The organism is Marinobacter azerbaijanicus (genome assembly GCF_030250645.1).
Classification (GTDB): domain Bacteria; phylum Pseudomonadota; class Gammaproteobacteria; order Pseudomonadales; family Oleiphilaceae; genus Marinobacter; species Marinobacter azerbaijanicus.
This window is the reverse complement of record NZ_JASSVS010000011.1, coordinates 112112-128099: the sequence shown is the minus strand read 5'-3', so window position 1 is coordinate 128099 and position 15988 is coordinate 112112. Positions and strand designations below refer to the sequence as shown.

Annotated in this window: 15 protein-coding genes; 13 read left to right on the top strand and 2 right to left on the bottom strand. The window is 57.2% G+C overall.

Features of this window, described 5'->3' with window-relative positions:
* Positions 1 to 62: 62 nt before the first annotated feature.
* Positions 63 to 860, bottom strand: a complete 798-nt coding sequence (locus QPM17_RS18380; protein ID WP_285392617.1) for an inositol monophosphatase family protein — start codon at positions 858 to 860, stop codon at positions 63 to 65.
* A gap of 185 nt (positions 861 to 1045) precedes the next feature.
* Here QPM17_RS18380 and trmJ point away from each other — a divergent pair, with 185 nt between their 5' ends.
* The 13 genes from trmJ to der all read left to right on the top strand — a co-directional run bounded on the left by trmJ (position 1046) and on the right by der (position 13793).
* Positions 1046 to 1900, top strand: a complete 855-nt coding sequence (gene trmJ, locus QPM17_RS18375; protein WP_285392695.1) for a tRNA (cytosine(32)/uridine(32)-2'-O)-methyltransferase TrmJ — start codon at positions 1046 to 1048, stop codon at positions 1898 to 1900.
* Positions 1901 to 1904: 4 nt separating this feature from the next.
* A complete protein-coding gene (gene cysE, locus QPM17_RS18370; protein WP_285392615.1) occupies positions 1905 to 2678 on the top strand; it encodes a serine O-acetyltransferase in 774 nt (257 codons plus the stop codon).
* 77 nt (positions 2679 to 2755) lie between these two features.
* Positions 2756 to 3253, top strand: coding sequence for a Fe-S cluster assembly transcriptional regulator IscR (gene iscR / locus QPM17_RS18365; RefSeq protein ID WP_285392613.1), 498 nt, complete (start codon positions 2756 to 2758; stop codon positions 3251 to 3253).
* A gap of 20 nt (positions 3254 to 3273) precedes the next feature.
* Positions 3274 to 4422, top strand: coding sequence for an IscS subfamily cysteine desulfurase (locus tag QPM17_RS18360; RefSeq protein WP_285392612.1), 1149 nt, complete (start codon positions 3274 to 3276; stop codon positions 4420 to 4422).
* A gap of 66 nt (positions 4423 to 4488) precedes the next feature.
* The gene (ndk, locus tag QPM17_RS18355; protein ID WP_285392610.1) at positions 4489 to 4917 is read left to right on the top strand and encodes a nucleoside-diphosphate kinase; all 429 of its coding nucleotides are present in this window, start codon (positions 4489 to 4491) and stop codon (positions 4915 to 4917) included.
* 63 nt (positions 4918 to 4980) lie between these two features.
* Complete coding sequence (gene rlmN / locus QPM17_RS18350; protein ID WP_285392608.1) at positions 4981 to 6093, top strand: dual-specificity RNA methyltransferase RlmN; 1113 nt, start codon at positions 4981 to 4983, stop codon at positions 6091 to 6093.
* An 87-nt stretch (positions 6094 to 6180) separates the two neighbouring features.
* Positions 6181 to 6945 carry a type IV pilus biogenesis/stability protein PilW gene (gene pilW / locus QPM17_RS18345; protein WP_285392693.1) on the top strand — a complete coding sequence of 255 codons (765 nt, stop codon included), beginning with the start codon at positions 6181 to 6183 and terminating at the stop codon, positions 6943 to 6945.
* Positions 6935 to 7954, top strand: a complete 1020-nt coding sequence (locus QPM17_RS18340; protein WP_285392606.1) for a RodZ domain-containing protein — start codon at positions 6935 to 6937, stop codon at positions 7952 to 7954. Before pilW ends, QPM17_RS18340 begins: the two co-directional genes overlap by 11 nt.
* A gap of 33 nt (positions 7955 to 7987) precedes the next feature.
* Complete coding sequence (gene ispG, locus QPM17_RS18335) at positions 7988 to 9106, top strand: flavodoxin-dependent (E)-4-hydroxy-3-methylbut-2-enyl-diphosphate synthase (RefSeq protein WP_285392604.1); 1119 nt, start codon at positions 7988 to 7990, stop codon at positions 9104 to 9106.
* Positions 9107 to 9145: 39 nt separating this feature from the next.
* Positions 9146 to 10426: a histidine--tRNA ligase gene (gene hisS, locus QPM17_RS18330; RefSeq protein WP_285392602.1), complete on the top strand. Its 1281-nt coding sequence runs from the start codon at positions 9146 to 9148 to the stop codon at positions 10424 to 10426.
* A gap of 51 nt (positions 10427 to 10477) precedes the next feature.
* Positions 10478 to 11134 carry a YfgM family protein gene (locus QPM17_RS18325; protein ID WP_285392600.1) on the top strand — a complete coding sequence of 219 codons (657 nt, stop codon included), beginning with the start codon at positions 10478 to 10480 and terminating at the stop codon, positions 11132 to 11134.
* Positions 11134 to 12306, top strand: coding sequence for an outer membrane protein assembly factor BamB (bamB, locus tag QPM17_RS18320; protein WP_285392598.1), 1173 nt, complete (start codon positions 11134 to 11136; stop codon positions 12304 to 12306). The genes QPM17_RS18325 and bamB overlap by 1 nt, the downstream gene beginning before the upstream one ends.
* A 62-nt stretch (positions 12307 to 12368) precedes the next feature.
* Positions 12369 to 13793 (top strand): ribosome biogenesis GTPase Der, encoded by a 1425-nt coding sequence (gene der / locus QPM17_RS18315; protein ID WP_285392597.1) that lies wholly within the window; start codon positions 12369 to 12371, stop codon positions 13791 to 13793.
* Positions 13794 to 13817: 24 nt separating this feature from the next.
* Here the strand turns inward: der and pta are convergent, their stop codons facing one another.
* The gene (pta, locus tag QPM17_RS18310) at positions 13818 to 15971 is read right to left on the bottom strand and encodes a phosphate acetyltransferase (RefSeq protein WP_285392596.1); all 2154 of its coding nucleotides are present in this window, start codon (positions 15969 to 15971) and stop codon (positions 13818 to 13820) included.
* Between the last annotated feature and the right edge of the window lie 17 nt (positions 15972 to 15988).

Below are 15988 nucleotides of genomic sequence, written 5' to 3'. Positions count from 1 at the left end.
GGTCAGCTATAAAAAAAGCCGCAACCCCCTGAGGTGTTGCGGCTTTTTTGTGCCTGGCCGATTCAGCGTGGCAGGCGGCCCCGGAAGGGGTGAAGGGTTTTCAGTACTTCCCGGAACAGCTTGGGATTGGCAACAATAAGCTGCTTGGCTTTCTCGGTTGACGGATTGCCGGAGAAATCGCCAGTGAGCGCGCCGGATTCCAGAGCCAGGGTGACGCCAATGGCAAGGTCTGCAGGCTCGGGACGGAAAATAACCGCGGCGTCCAGGTGGCCTGAGGAAACCCTGGCGATATCCAGCGCAACGCAGCCAGCGGTGCGGAACATGCTGCTATCCCGGGCGAGAAGGGAAGCCATTTCTCCCCACATCAAGGGGTCGTCACTGGTGCGGGTCTGGTCCAGGAGATTGCTGACGATTGCTGCGCGGTCGGCATGTTTGATCTCGCTGGTGCGCACCCGCCGGCTGTTAAGGGCTGCGCCGTGGCCTCTGCTTGCAGAGTACTCTTCACCAGTGACCGGGTTGATCAGCAACAGGTTCTCGGTACGGTTGTTCTTTTTCTGCAGCAGTGCCAGTGCAAAGTCCGGAATACCTCGTAAAAAATTCTCACGGCCGAGCACCGGAAATATATGCCAGCTCTTGTCGTTGCCGTTGGCGTCTGCCTCGTTCAACGGCGCGATGATATGGTCCTTGTAGGCCTTTTCGAGCTGTTCGGAAAAATTATCGTAAACAGACTGCTCGACCCGCTCCAGTTGCTTGCGGCGGTCTTCGCTGTCGCCATTGGGTTCCTGGCGTTCGAAGTGTGCTTTCAGATAGTCGGACCCCTGACGCGCGACGCGCAGGGCCATTTTAATAGCTGGTTGCATCTGAGTGTTCATTATCCGGGTGTGTGAAGGCCGCATAGCATATCAAAAACTGGCGCCTCTTGTATGTTTTTCGAAGCTGCAATGTCACTAACGGCGCTGTATCACGGCTTATCCGGAGAGGCAGGGAAGGGGGGATATCTGATATCATGCGCGCCTTTCCGGATTTCCAGCAGGACACGAATGCCATGCACAAGTCAGCGATGCCCCAGGCGGGCACCGATACCTTTGACGACCAGATCCGGATTGTTCTGGTCGAGACGTCTCATTCCGGCAATATCGGTGCCGTTGCCCGGGCGATGAAAAACATGGCGCTGGGCAATCTCTGGCTGGTCAATCCAGCGTCGTTTCCCGATGAGACGTCCTATGCAAGGGCGGCCGGTGCGTCTGATGTGCTGGATAATGCCCGGGTAGTCAGCTCTCTCGACGAGGCGATTGCTGACTGTGTCTGCGTCATGGGTACCAGTGCCCGTGGCCGGAAAGTGCCATGGCCTGTCATTGCGCCGCCGGATGCCGCTGCCAAAGCGGCTGAACACTCAGGTGCGGGGCCCGTTGCACTGGTATTCGGCCGCGAGGCCCATGGCTTGAGCAATGAGGAGTTGCAGCGTTGCAACTTCCATATTCACATCCCGTCCAACCCGGACTACAGTTCGCTGAACCTGTCCATGGCGGTGCAGGTGATCTGCTATGAATTGCGCATGCATTACCTGAGAGGGCTTGAAGGTGGAGAGGGCAGCCCATATCTCAAGCCCATGGTGGCGCCCGGGGACTCGGGTTGGGATGTGCCGCCTGCGCCGGTGCGGGATGTTGAAGGTTTTTTCAGTCACCTTGAGCAGGTGTTGGTGGATGTTGATTTCCACCGCCGCGAAAAACCCGGACTGTTGATGACACGGTTGCGCCGTCTGTTTCAGAGGGCGAAACTGGATCAGACGGAAATCAGCATTCTTCGGGGCGTATTGACCGCCGTTCAGAAGACCGCTGGCGCCGACAAAACAGGACAAAACACGTCAAAGGCTGGCTCCACAGCCGGTGAACAGGAATAGGGTTATGTTTGAACGTTTAAGGGAAGATGTGAACAGTGTGTTTCATCGCGATCCCGCAGCTCGTAACACCTTTGAGGTTCTGACCAACTATCCCGGGCTCCATGCGCTCCTGTGTCACCGGTTTTCCCATTGGCTCTGGGGACTGGGTCTGAAATGGCTCGCGCGTACCTTCTCGACACTTGCCCGTTGGCTGACAGGCATCGAGATTCATCCTGGAGCGACCATTGGTCGCCGCTTTTTCATCGACCATGGCATGGGTGTTGTGATTGGCGAAACCACGGTGATTGGTGACGACGTCACGCTCTACCAGGGGGTAACTCTTGGTGGAACCAGCTGGAACAAGGGCAAGCGACACCCCACGTTGGGAGACGGCGTTGTGGTAGGTGCCGGCGCCAAGATCCTTGGGCCTTTCGAAGTGGGGGCGGGGGCCAAGATCGGCTCCAATTCGGTGGTCACCAAGGCAGTGCCAGAAGGTGCGACGGTTGTTGGCATTCCTGGCCGGGTTGTTGTCAAACGAAAGGACGAAGACAGCGTGCGCCGGAAAGAAATGGAAGAGCGCATGGGGTTCGACGCCTATGGTGTCACCGAAGAGATGCCGGATCCGGTTGCCCGGGCCATGCGCAGCCTGCTGGACCATATGCATGCGGTGGACGATCGTATTGAGAACATGTGCAAGGCTCTGAGAAAGGTCAACAGTGAATATCAGAATGGTGAGTTGCCGCCTCTGCACGAGGAAGATTTCGACTGTGTTCGGGATGATGAATCGTCGCAGCGGTGAATACTTGACTGAAATGGTAGGTCAATTCATACTCGGCTCAATTAAAACCGAATCAATCCCTGACCGGGGCTGAGTTTATGAGACTGACCACCAAAGGCCGCTATGCGGTGACGGCAATGCTGGACCTGGCCCTTCACGGGGATCAGGGGCCGGTCAGTCTGGCCGATATATCTGCCCGGCAGGAGATTTCCCTCTCGTATCTCGAGCAGCTATTTTCCCGCCTTCGCCGTCACAAACTGGTGACCAGTATACGGGGTCCCGGCGGTGGCTACCGCCTGAGCCGGGAGCCTGACGCCGTCTACATTGCGGAAGTTGTGGACGCTGTCAGTGAGTCCCTGGATACCACCCGTTGCGGCAACAAGGGTGATTGCCAGAATGGCGAAAAATGCCTGACACACCACCTGTGGTCTGATCTCAGCGACCAGATCCATCAGTTCCTGAGCGATATCAGCTTGGGCGATCTGATGAGAAAGCGTGAGATCCAGGTGGTTGCCAGTCGGCAGAACAGTCGTCATTCAGAAGGTGATTCACAGACGATTAACACCGAGCGCCTTACCGATCAGGCGCCGGCCTGAACGACTATCCTGAAGCCTCTATGAAAAAGCCCGTCTATATGGACTATGCGGCCACCACGCCCGTAGATCCCATCGTTGCCGAAGAAATGTGCAAATACCTCACGCCTGATGGCGTTTTCGGCAATCCTGCCTCCCGTTCCCACGCCTACGGCTGGCAAGCTGAAGCTGCAGTGGAAGGTGCCCGTCGCCAGGTTGCCAGTCTTATCCATGCGGACCCGCGAGAAATTGTCTGGACTTCCGGTGCCACGGAATCCGATAACCTGGCCATAAAGGGTGTGGTTGACGGTCGTGACAATCCTCACATCGTGACTTCGGTGGTTGAGCATAAGGCGGTGCTGGATACCTGTAAGTGGATCGAACGCAACGGTGTGAGCGTGACCTGGCTGACGCCCGGCAGTGACGGTCGTATTGCGGCAGGGCAGGTGGAAGAGGCGCTTCGTGACAATACGGTGCTGGTCAGTCTGATGATGGTGAACAACGAACTGGGTTGCCAGACGGATATCGCCTCCATTGGCGCCATGCTTCGTGAGCGCGGGGTACTGTTTCATGTAGATGCAGCGCAGGCAGCAGGGAAAACCGAAGTGGATGTCAGTGCTGCACCGGTGGACCTGCTGTCCCTGTCAGCCCACAAGGTTTATGGCCCCAAAGGCGTTGGTGCGCTGTATGTTCGCCGTTCACCGGACGTGCGTATTGAAGCCCAGATTCATGGCGGCGGTCATGAGCGTGGCATGCGCTCCGGTACACTGCCTACACATCAGATTGTAGGTATGGGTAAAGCATTTGAGCTTGCCAGTGAAAAGCTTGAACATGAGGCGGAAATGCTGGAAGGCCTGCGTGCGCGCTTTCTGGAAGGGCTGGAGGGCCTTGAGGGTGTGGCGCTCAATGGCAGTGTCGAGCACCGGGTTCCAGGCATCGTGAATCTGTCGTTTGCAGGCGTGGACGCGGAATCACTGATGCTGGGGTTGAGGGACCTGGCGGTATCATCCGGATCTGCCTGCGCCTCCGCGACGATTGAGCCTTCTTTTGTGTTGAAAGGTATAGGCCTGGATGATGAACAGGCTCACAGGGCCCTCCGGTTTTCCTTTGGGCGCTTTTCCACGCCGGAGGAGGTTGACTTCGCAGCGGCGCAAATCGTTGACGTTGTTACCCGTCTCCGTTCAGTGCGGTAGGCAGTTGCCTCCGGACTGCGTATAATCCCAACCCTGAATTTTTCTGAACCTGAATGGAGACAGATCATGGCAAATGAGCGCACGCTCTCGATTATCAAGCCCGACGCAGTCGCAAAGAATGTGATCGGTGAGATTTACACACGTTTTGAGAAAGCCGGTCTGGAGATCGTTGCTGCCAAGATGATGCATCTGACTCAGGAGCAGGCAGAAGGCTTCTATGCCGAGCACAAAGAGCGTCCATTTTTCAATGATCTGGTTGCGTTCATGACGTCTGGCCCGGTTGTTGTTCAGGTTCTGGACGGCGAAGGTGCTATCCTCAAGAATCGTGACCTCATGGGTGCCACCAACCCCAAGGAAGCGGAAGCGGGCACCATTCGCGCCGATTTTGCATCGTCCATCGATGCCAATGCCGTTCATGGTTCTGATTCAGCGGCTTCTGCCGAACGTGAAATTGCGTATTTTTTCAATGACAGCGAGATCTGCCCACGCGGCTGATTGAGCTGTCCCCGGGCCGGAACTACTTCCGGCCCGGATTGGTTATCTGATCGAGGTTATGAAATGACAGCTGTTGCTGAGAAAACCAACCTTCTGGGAATGCCGAAAGCAAAGATGGAGGCTTTCTTTGAATCCCTGGGGGAGAAGCGTTTCCGGGCAACGCAGGTCCTGCAGTGGATTCATCAGCGTGGTGCCGATGACTTCGATCAAATGACCAATATGAGCAAGGTGCTGCGGGAAAAGCTGAAAGAGGTGGCAGAGATTCGCGGGCCCGAGGTGGTCTACGATGAGGAGTCCAAAGATGGCACCCGCAAGTGGGTCATGCGCATGGACAACGGCAACAGCGTCGAAACGGTGCTGATCCCCGATGGTGAGCGCGGCACCCTGTGTGTATCTTCGCAGATTGGCTGCAGCCTGGACTGTACCTTCTGCTCCACGGGTAAGCGCGGTTTTAACCGTAACCTGACTGCCGCCGAGATTATCGGCCAGGTCTGGGTGGCCCGTAAGGCGTTCATGCCGTTTGAACCGGGCCCGGATCGTCCCATCACCAATGTGGTGATGATGGGCATGGGCGAGCCGTTGCTGAACTTCGATAACGTGGTTGACGCCATGAACCTGATGATGGAAGACCTGGCTTACGGTATTTCCAAACGGCGGGTCACGGTGAGCACGTCTGGCGTGGTCCCGGCCATCGACAAGCTGGGCGAAGTTACCGATGTTTCACTGGCCATTTCGCTTCATGCCCCCAATGATGAATTGCGTAACCAACTGGTGCCATTGAATAAAAAATATCCGATTGCGGAGCTGCTGGCAGCCACACGGCGCTATCTGGCCCGCCTGCCCGACAAGCGCAAGGCTACAATCGAGTACACCGTGATCGAAGGCGTCAATGATCAGCCGGAACATGCGAAGGAGTTAGCGGTTGTGCTGCGTGGCCTGCCATGCAAGATCAACCTGATCCCTTTCAATCCGTTCCCGGAAAGTGATTTCAAGCGCCCCAGCATGAATGCCACCCGTCGCTTTCAGGCAGTTCTCAACGAAGCCGGATATATAGCAACGGTGAGAACAACCCGTGGTGACGATATTGATGCGGCTTGTGGACAGCTTGTCGGCAAGGTGGAAGATCGTACCAAGAGAAGTCAGCGTTACATACAGGTGCACCAGGTCAGTCCATGAACCCGGGTGAGCGTTCACCCCTGAAGACAAGAGGTATTGCCAACTGTGACATCTGAACCAGTAAGCAAGGTCCGGGCTGCATTTGCCATGGTATTACTGGCAATGTTTGTCACAGGCTGTGTGACCAAAACCGATAGTCGGTTCGCCCGCGAAGCCGATCGCGAGAAGGCGGTAAAGAACTACGTTCAGTTGGCGACTGCCTATATCGGGCAGGACAATATCGAGCGGGCCAGGCATCACCTTGACCGGGCACTGGAACTTTCGCCCGAGCACCCTGGCGCACTGGCTGCAATGGGCCTGGTCTATCGATCCGAGGGGGAGCCGGAACTGGCAGAGCGTTCCTTCAAGGACGCCCTCGACAATGATCCGGGTTATACGCGCGGGCGGGTCTATTATGGGGCCTTTCTTTATGGGCAACGTCGCTTCGAAGAGGCCCGTGATCAGTTTCTCGCAGCTTCCAGGGATACCGAGTACGGAGAGAGAGCCTCCGTCTTCTTCAATCTTGGCCTTGCCGAGGAGCGGGTAGGCGACCTTGAGGGCGCTATTACCGCTTATCGACGGGCTGTGGAATTGTCCCGTGGCGACGCCAGGTCGCTGCTTGCACTGTCGCGGACGCTTGTGGAGTCTGGAAACTACCAGGCTGCCTCCCGTCACTACAGCCGGCTGACCACCCTTATGGAACGGAACCAGAATCTTCGGCACTCTCCGGAGAGTCTGTATACCGGAATTCGCATCGCCCACCATTTTGGTGACCAGAACCTGGCATCCAGTCTGGGCCTGCAGCTGAAGAACAATTTTCCAAACTCTGTCGAATACCAACAATACAGGGTGATGACTTCAAATGGACAGTGATGACACACAACAGCCAGTGGTGAGTGAGCCCGCAGGCCAGCAACTGAAGCGCGCGCGTGAGCAGAAGGGGTTGAGTGTCTCGGCTGTGGCCGATGCGCAACACCTGCGCCCGGCCGTTATTCAAGCCATTGAAGATGGCGACTACGGGCAGATCGACAGTGAACTGTTTCTCAAGGGGTATGTCAGAACCTATGCGCAACAGGTGGACCTGGACCCGGATGCGGTGATCGCAACGCTGGACAGGGAGCTAGAGCCGCTTCGCCAGCAGAAGGTGCAGGCGGAAGAGGCCAACCCCCTGGTTGATATTGAGCGTCGCAGGCGCCAGAAACGTCGCATCGCCAAGTTTTTTCTTTTCATACTGGCTATTGCCATTGCGGTCTTTGTTGGCCTTCGCTTTATGGACAACATGGGCACAACGTTTGCTCCCGATGAGCCCGATAACGCTGAGACGGTGCCAGAGGCGGTTGAACCGGAGGAATCCCGGTCGGACAATGGTCTTTCTCCGGATATCGACACCGGTGCTGACGCAGACGCGGATGCCGGTGCAGCAGAAACTGCGCGTGTTGAACCGCAACCGGTTGATCCGGTTGTTGAGGAGCCGGCCATCTCTGACCCGGATGCACCGGCGCCACAAGAAAGGCAGGAAGAAGGGCTGGCCGGGGACTCCCCGGTTAGCGACATCGACGAAGATCGCGTGCCGATGGTAACCAGCAATCCGGAACCGGCATTTGAGGAAAGTGTTCAGCCGGAGGCCGTTGCGCCAAGCACCCGGCTGGAGATGACTTTCAGCGATGAGTGCTGGGTGCAGGTGACTGACTCGGCTGGTAATCGTCTGGTGAGCTCACTGCAGCGCGATGGCGACCGCATCAATGTATCGGGCAGGGTACCGATCCGGGTTGTTGTCGGCGCTGTTGATGCCATTGAATCAATACGTTTCGATGGGGAGGCGGTGGATATGTCCGGCTTCCGGGTTGTCAATAACCGCGCGGAATTCACACTGGATATCTGACAGTTTCGAACACACTTTTCCGGTTAGCAGGCTATGAATCACGAATCTCCGATCAAAAGACGAAAATCCCGCCAGATAATGGTGGGTGATGTTCCCGTGGGTGGTGACGCTCCGATCGCTGTTCAGAGCATGACCAACACCAATACCTGCGACGTTGACGCAACGGTCGGCCAGATCCGCGCATTGCAGGAGGCCGGTGCCGACATCGTTCGGGTATCTGTTCCATCCATGGATGCCGCTGAGGCGTTCGGCAAGATCCGCTCCATGGTGACTGTACCATTGGTGGCGGACATCCACTTTGATCACCGCATTGCCCTCAGGGTTGCTGAACTCGGTGTTGACTGCCTTCGAATCAACCCTGGCAACATTGGCAGGGATGACCGGGTCAGCGCCGTCATAAGCGCCGCTCGTGACCGTAATATTCCAATTCGCATCGGCGTGAATGCCGGTTCACTGGAGAAAGCGCTGCAGCGGAAGTATGGCGAACCGACACCGGAAGCATTGGTGGAATCGGCCATGCGCCATATCGACATTCTCGACAAGCACGATTTCCAGGACTTCAAGGTCAGCCTCAAGGCCTCTGAGGTGTTCATGACCGTGGCAGCCTACCGCCTGATTGCAAGCCAGATTGAGCAGCCACTGCACCTGGGTATCACCGAGGCGGGGGGCTTCCGTTCCGGTACCGTGAAGTCGTCTATTGGCCTGGGCATGCTGTTGATGGACGGTATTGGTGACACCATCAGGGTCTCCCTGGCGGCAGATCCGGTGCAGGAAATCAAGGTTGGCTTTGACATCCTCAAGAGCCTGCGCCTGCGCAGCCGCGGCATAAACTTTGTTGCCTGTCCCAGCTGCTCGCGGCAGAATTTCGATGTAATCCAGACCATGAACGATCTCGAAGCCCGCCTGGAAGATGTGAACGAATCGCTGGATGTGGCAATTATTGGTTGTATCGTCAATGGTCCGGGAGAAGCCAAGGTGGCGGACCTGGGCCTTACCGGCGGTAGCCCGAAGAACCTGTTCTACATGTCTGGCAAGCCCAATCAGAAACTTGATAACGCTAACCTGACCGATGATCTGGAGCGGCTGATCCGTGAGGAAGTTGCCCGGCGCAAGGAAAAGGAAGACGCGATCATTACCCGCTCAACCGAATGAGTGCAGGTCACCAAATCACTAAGACAGAAAGGTAGTAACTTGGCTAAGATCCAGGCAATTCGCGGGATGAACGATATCCTGCCAGAGCAGACGCCGGTTTGGCAGTTTGTGGAAGACACGGTCAGGCGGGTACTTTCGCAATACGGTTATCAGGAAATCCGAATGCCAGTGGTGGAGCAGACCGATCTGTTCAAGCGCTCCATCGGCGAAGTGACGGATATTGTCGAGAAGGAGATGTATACCTTCGAGGACCGCAACGGCGACAGTCTGACTCTGCGACCGGAGGGAACTGCGGGCTGTGTGCGGGCTGCGGAAGAGCATGGTCTGCTGTTCAATCAGACGCGTCGGCTCTGGTACACGGGGCCGATGTTCCGTCACGAGCGTCCGCAGAAAGGGCGATATCGTCAATTCCACCAGATTGGTGTGGAATGTTTTGGCATGAATGGTCCTGATATCGATGCGGAGCTGCTTGTACTGACAGCCCGGCTCTGGCGTGAACTGGGGCTGAGCGAACACACCCGACTGGAAATCAATTCCATTGGAACATCCGCTGCCCGCCGGGAATACCGGGAAGCACTGGTTGCCTATCTTTCCGGTTACCAGGACCAGCTTGATGAGGACAGCAAGCGTCGGCTTGCGTCCAATCCCCTGCGTATCCTCGACAGCAAACATCCCGGCACGCAGCAGCTTCTGGGGGATGCCCCCCGACTGGATGATTACCTGGACCAGGAGTCGGTGGATCATTTCAGGGAGCTGTGTGCACTGCTGGATGCGGCTGGGGTGGAATACACGGTGAACCCGCGGCTCGTTCGTGGGCTGGATTACTACGGAAAGACCGTCTTTGAGTGGATTACAGACAGTCTTGGTGCGCAGGGCACGGTCTGCGCTGGTGGCCGTTATGATGGTCTGGTTGAGCAACTGGGGGGCAGGCCCACTTGCGCTGTCGGGTTTGCCATGGGGCTTGAGCGCCTGATTCTGTTGCTCGAGACCCTCGATCTGGTACCGGCCAGCGCCAACGGCAATGTGGATGTCTATGTGACCGCCATGGGTGATTCAACAGTGGCATCGGCGCTTGCACTCGCTGAGTCACTGCGCACCGCCTTGCCCGCAGCCCGGGTGATGAGCCACTGTGGCGGCGGCAGCTTCAAGAGCCAGATGAAGAAGGCGGATCGCAGCGGCGCCCGCTACGCCGTTATTCTGGGCGAGAATGAACTGGCCAACGGTAGAGTAGGCCTGAAGCCGTTGCGATCGGATGAACCTCAGCAGGATATTGCCCGGGCTGATCTTGCGAGCGTACTGGAAGAATTGCTGGGCCGCTGATGGCGGGCCGAAAGGCTACAGAGACAATAATCATTTATTACAGGAGTCATCATGGCTGAAATGCGCACTGAGGAAGAAACGGTCCAGGCAATCAAGGACTGGTGGAAGAAAAATGGCAGCTCACTCCTGATCGGTATTGCTGTGGCCCTGGCTATCGTATTCGGCTGGCAGGCGTGGCAGAACCATCAGATGCAGCAGCGCACCGAGGCTGCCTCCCAGTTTGCTGACCTGATCAACGCTTACAGCAATGAGAGCGAAGAAAACCGTGCCGAGACAGTGGCCTATGTGGCAGAGACTCTCCGCGAGGAATACAGTGACAGTGCATTTGCCATCTACGGCATGATGATGCTGGCGCGCCAGCAGATGATGGATCAGGATGACCCGGAGGCGGCCATCGAGTCCCTGACCTGGGCGCAGGGAAAGGCCGACGAGTCCAGCCCGCTGGCGCTGGTGATCCGCAACAGGCTGGCGCGCGCCCAGTTTGGCGCGGAAAAGTACGAAGAAGCCCTTAGCACCATTGAGAGTGTGGATAATGCCGGTAGCTTCAGTGCCATTTTCACCGAGCTGAAAGGCGATATCCTGCTGGCACAGGGTGACAGAGAGGGCGCCCGTGATGCCTATCTGGCGGCCCGGGAGCAGAGCCATCAGGGGCGTAGCGGCATTCTTGAACTCAAACTGTCGGATCTTGGCGTAGGGGAGGGAGCCTGATGCCCCGTTTGTTTAAAGGGCAGATGCGTTCCATTCCACTGGTTGGTCTTCTGGCTGGGGCATTACTGGCTGGTTGCAGCACCACGGATACCTTTGAACAGCCAGCGCCCGTCCCGGAGATATCCGCCTCCGTGGAGTTGGAGCCTGTATGGACCATGGGTGTGGGCGATGGCCACGACGGCAAGTTCCTTTACCTGGCGCCATTGAACACCGGCGAGCTTCTTTACGCTGCGTCGGCTGAGGGTGAAATCTGGGCCGTTAACCCGGAAAACGGAAAGGTCGAGTGGTATCAGGATCTCGATGAGGATGTCAGCGCCGGCATTGGCGGAGATGGTGGCAATCTGTACCTGGTTACCCGTGACGCACAGCTGAAAGCGCTGTCGCGGCAGGATGGTACAGAGTTATGGGAGCAGCCTCTGCCAAACGAGGCGCTGGCTTCTCCCCAGTCCAACGGTCGTCTTGTGGTGGTGCAGACCATAGACGGTAAAGTGATTGCCTTTGACGCCAATGCCGGTGACAAGGCCTGGCAGTACGACAGCAACGTACCGGTCCTGTCCCTGCGGGCTGCGGCGTCACCCCTGGTAGGTGCCGACCTGGTGCTGGCCTCACTGGCCAATGGCAAACTGATGGCGATATCCACCGAGACCGGGCAGCCGGTCTGGCAATACGAAGTGGGGCAGCCACAAGGACGGACAGAACTGGAGAGGCTGGTGGATGTTGCCGGTGAGCCTCTGATTCTGGAAGGTGCAGCGATGGTGGTTGGTTACCAGGGCAAACTTGCGCTCGTTGAACTGCAGAGCGGGCAGGAAATCTGGAGCCGGAAGGAATCAAGTCTGCAATCTCCGATGATTGGCGGTGGCAATATTTTCATAGCCCGGGCCGATGGTGACATCGCCGCTTATCGCGGCTCGGACCGCCGTGAACTGTGGGTTCAGGACCGCTTGTCCTGGCGTCAGCCCACACAGCCGATCGTGTATGGTGACTATCTGCTGGTTGGCGACTTTGAAGGCTACATTCACATGTTGTCGCTGGAGGACGGTAGCCTCCAGGGCCAGCTTGAGTTTGACGATGAGGGATTGCGGGTGCCTTTCCAGCGCTTGCAGAATGGCAATCTTCTCGTCTATGGCAATAGTGGCAAAATGTCTGTTCTTAAAATACGGGAGCGCGATTGAGCGCTCCTTACCGGCCAACTCGCTGTGAAGCGCTGGCCCTTTTTACTGTGTAGCGAAAGATTATGACCCCTGTAATTGCACTTGTCGGACGTCCCAACGTTGGCAAGTCGACACTGTTTAACCAGATGACCCGGTCCCGGGATGCGCTTGTAGCGGATTTCCCCGGTCTGACCCGTGACCGCAAATATGGCGAGGGCAATTACGAGGGCCAGCGGTTCATTGTGATTGATACCGGTGGCCTCACCGGTGGTGAAGAGGGGCTGGATGCGGAAATGGCCCGCCAGTCCATGCAGGCGGTAGAAGAGGCCGATATCGTGTTGTTCCTGGTGGACGGCAAGGCGGGGCTTAATGGCGGCGACGAACTGATTGCCGACCATCTGCGCAGAACCGGTAAACAGGCCCATCTGGTGGTCAACAAAACCGATGGTCAGGACCCGGATATTGCCGCATCTGATTTTCACGGGCTGGGTTTCCAGTCCATTTTTCTGATTGCAGCCTCCCATAACCGGGGCATCCGCTCCATGCTTGAGGAACTGCTGCCCTCAGAAGAGGAACGCGAAGCTCAGGACAGGGCAGACCGGTATCCCGGCATCCGGATCGGTATTGTTGGTCGCCCCAACGTGGGCAAGTCGACCCTGGTGAACCGCATGCTTGGCGAAGACCGGGTTGTGGTGTTTGATATGCCGGGTACCACCCGGGACAGTGTCTACATCCCCTACGAGCGGATGGATCATCAGTACACGCTCATTGACACGGCAGGTGTCCGCCGCCGCAAGAATGTCAGCGAAACGGTGGAAAAGTTTTCCATCATCAAGACGCTGCAGGCCATTGATGATGCCCACGTGGTTATTCTGGTGATCGATGCCCGGGAGGGGCTGGTGGACCAGGATCTGCACCTGATCGGCTTTGTACTCGATGCCGGGCGCTCCCTGGTCATTGCCGTCAACAAGTGGGACGGGATGGATCCGGAAGACAAGGCAAAGGTGAAAGAGCAGGTCCAGCGTCGCCTGGATTTTCTTGACTACGCCGACAAGCACTATATTTCGGCGCTTCACGGCTCCGGTGTTGGCGTGATGTACGAATCGGTCCACGCCTGTTACGAATCCGCGATGGCCAAGTGGCCTACCAATCGTCTCACAGCGATTCTTCAGGATGCGACGGCACAACATCAGCCACCCCTGGTGCAGGGGCGTCGTATCAAGCTCCGTTATGCGCACCAGGGCGGTTCCAACCCGCCGGTTATTGTTGTGCATGGCAACCAGACGGACGCGCTGCCCGGCGCCTATAAGCGGTACCTGGAGAACACCTTCCGTAAGGTGCTGAAGGTGAATGGTTCGCCCATTCGCTTTGAGTTCCGCTCCAGCGAGAATCCGTTTGCCAACAAGGTCAGCCGCCTGACGCCTCGTCAGAAGGTAAAACAGGACAACGACATCAAAAAAGGCCGGCCGCTGAAAAAGAAAGCGAGAATGAAAAGCAAGAAACGCTGAGCCTGAAAAAACCGGGTTGATCGGTCAGATCAACCCGGCGTCCTCCACCTGTTTTGCCTGTACCGCAGTGAGAGCAATGGTAAAGACGATGTCTTCAACCATCGCACCACGGGAAAGATCGTTCACCGGCTTCCTGAGACCCTGAAGCATTGGCCCGATACTCACCACGTTTGCGCTTCGCTGAACTGCCTTGTAGGTGGTATTGCCGGTGTTCAGGTCAGGAAATATAAAGACCGTTGCCTTGCCGGCGACCTTGCTATTGGGAGCCTTGCTTCGGGCAACGCTCTCGATGGCGGCGGCGTCGTATTGCAGGGGGCCGTCAATCAGCAGGTCAGGGCGCCTTTCCCTGGCAATTCTGGTGGCTTCCCGCACCTTGTCCACGTCCTTGCCGCTGCCGGATTCACCGGTGCTGTAGCTGATCATGGCCACTACCGGCTCAATACCGAAGGCTTCGGCCGACTCCGCGCTCTGGATGGCTATGTCCGCCAGTTCTTCGGCATCAGGGTCCGGGTTGATGGCGCAGTCGCCGTAGACCACGACCTGCTGTGGCAGCAGCATGAAGAAAACGGAAGACACGACCTTTGCGTTGTCATGGGTCTTGATCAACTGCATTGCTGGCCGCACGGTGTTGGCGGTGGTATGGACGGCGCCTGATACCAGGCCGTCGGCCTTGTCCTCAGCAACCATCATGGTTCCGAGAACTACATTGTCTTCCAGCATGGCTTCAGCCATATCGGGAGCCAGCCCCTTGTGCTGTCGCAGCTTTACCATTGGCTCGATATATTGCTCGCGAACGTCCGCAGGGTCGATGACTTCGATTTCGTCAGGCAGTTCCATCCCCTGTGAGCGGGCTACATTGGCAATGTCGTTTCGGTTGCCCAACATGATGCAGTGTGCCAGTTTGCGTTGATGGCAGATAATCGCGGCCTGTACTGTGCGTGGCTCATTGCCCTCGGGCAGGACGATGCGCTTTGCGGCCTTCCTGGCGCGCTCGGAGAGTAAATAGCGGAAAGCAGGAGGGGATAGCCGGCTCTGGCGTTCCACCTTCAGGTGTTCCCGTAGCCATTCTGCGTCGATCCGTGTGGCGACAGCTTCCATGGCCTTTTCAATACGCTCGGGATCGTCCACCGGAATGGCTGATGACAGGTTGGCCAACTGGTGGGCTGTTTCGTAGGTGTTGGTTTCTGCTTTTATCACCGGAAGTCCCGAATCCAGAGCACGACGGCAGAGGTCCACGACTCTGTCATCCGGCATCAGTCCCCCGGTGAGCATGATGCCGGCCAGAGGCACGCCATTGAGGGCCGCAACTGCGGCCGTTACTATGATGTCCTCCCTGTCTCCAGGCATGACCATCAGGGAGCCGGGTTTGAGGGTCTCTACCATGTTGCGAATGGTGCGTGCGCTGACACTGACCTTCTGCACACGACGGGTATACATTTCCCCCTCGTGCAGCACTTCCGAATTCATTTCACGGACGATGTCGGAAACCCGTGGTGCCATAAGCTCCGGTTGCCAGGGAATGACAGCGAGCAGCCGGTAACGGCCCTCACTGAATACCTTGCAGGCCTGTCCGTAATCAACGGTTTCTTCAGTGGCCCGGGAATTCACCCGGGGCGAAAACTCCGACTTCTCGGGTTCGCCGACCTTGTTGAGAACCACGCCGATTACCTCCGGATCGGAGGGGCTTGAGAAAAGCCTGGCGTAAAAGTCCAGTTCGTCGTCAAGAGCCTGGGGCTCAGTATTGCCAGGAGTGCTTACCAGAACAACCTCGGAACCCAGGTTGCGGGCGACCTCCACGTTCAGTCTGGCGATATAGGCTTCGCTCTGGTCGGGTACCAGGCCTTCAATGATTACCACGTCAACGGTGTTGGCGACCTTCTGGTATTCGCCCACGATGGTTTCCAGAAGCTGGTCGGCCTTGCCGGTATTGAGCAGGTTCTGCGCCTCCTTGAGGTTCATGGGCTCGGGCGGTTTGAGGTGGCTGCGCGCACGAACAAAAGCCACGGAAGTGTCTTCGCCACGATTATGGTGGGCTTCGCCCTGATGAACAGACTGGCGAAACGGCTTGTAGAACCCCACACTGACACCCACTCTCTCGAGGGCGCGGAGCAGCCCCAGGCAGACGGAGGTCAGTCCGGAATTCATGGATGTTGGCGCGATGTAAAGATTCTTTGCCATGCGGCTCCCTGGATTGA

Coding starts and splice junctions, on each gene's coding strand:
- QPM17_RS18380 (WP_285392617.1), bottom strand. CDS start 860: ATGCAACCAGCTATTAAAATGGCCCTGCGCGTCGCGCGTCAGGGGTCC.
- trmJ (WP_285392695.1), top strand. CDS start 1,046: ATGCACAAGTCAGCGATGCCCCAGGCGGGCACCGATACCTTTGACGAC.
- cysE (WP_285392615.1), top strand. CDS start 1,905: ATGTTTGAACGTTTAAGGGAAGATGTGAACAGTGTGTTTCATCGCGAT.
- iscR (WP_285392613.1), top strand. CDS start 2,756: ATGAGACTGACCACCAAAGGCCGCTATGCGGTGACGGCAATGCTGGAC.
- QPM17_RS18360 (WP_285392612.1), top strand. CDS start 3,274: ATGAAAAAGCCCGTCTATATGGACTATGCGGCCACCACGCCCGTAGAT.
- ndk (WP_285392610.1), top strand. CDS start 4,489: ATGGCAAATGAGCGCACGCTCTCGATTATCAAGCCCGACGCAGTCGCA.
- rlmN (WP_285392608.1), top strand. CDS start 4,981: ATGACAGCTGTTGCTGAGAAAACCAACCTTCTGGGAATGCCGAAAGCA.
- pilW (WP_285392693.1), top strand. CDS start 6,181: ATGGTATTACTGGCAATGTTTGTCACAGGCTGTGTGACCAAAACCGAT.
- QPM17_RS18340 (WP_285392606.1), top strand. CDS start 6,935: ATGGACAGTGATGACACACAACAGCCAGTGGTGAGTGAGCCCGCAGGC.
- ispG (WP_285392604.1), top strand. CDS start 7,988: ATGAATCACGAATCTCCGATCAAAAGACGAAAATCCCGCCAGATAATG.
- QPM17_RS18325 (WP_285392600.1), top strand. CDS start 10,478: ATGGCTGAAATGCGCACTGAGGAAGAAACGGTCCAGGCAATCAAGGAC.
- bamB (WP_285392598.1), top strand. CDS start 11,134: ATGCCCCGTTTGTTTAAAGGGCAGATGCGTTCCATTCCACTGGTTGGT.
- der (WP_285392597.1), top strand. CDS start 12,369: ATGACCCCTGTAATTGCACTTGTCGGACGTCCCAACGTTGGCAAGTCG.
- pta (WP_285392596.1), bottom strand. CDS start 15,971: ATGGCAAAGAATCTTTACATCGCGCCAACATCCATGAATTCCGGACTG.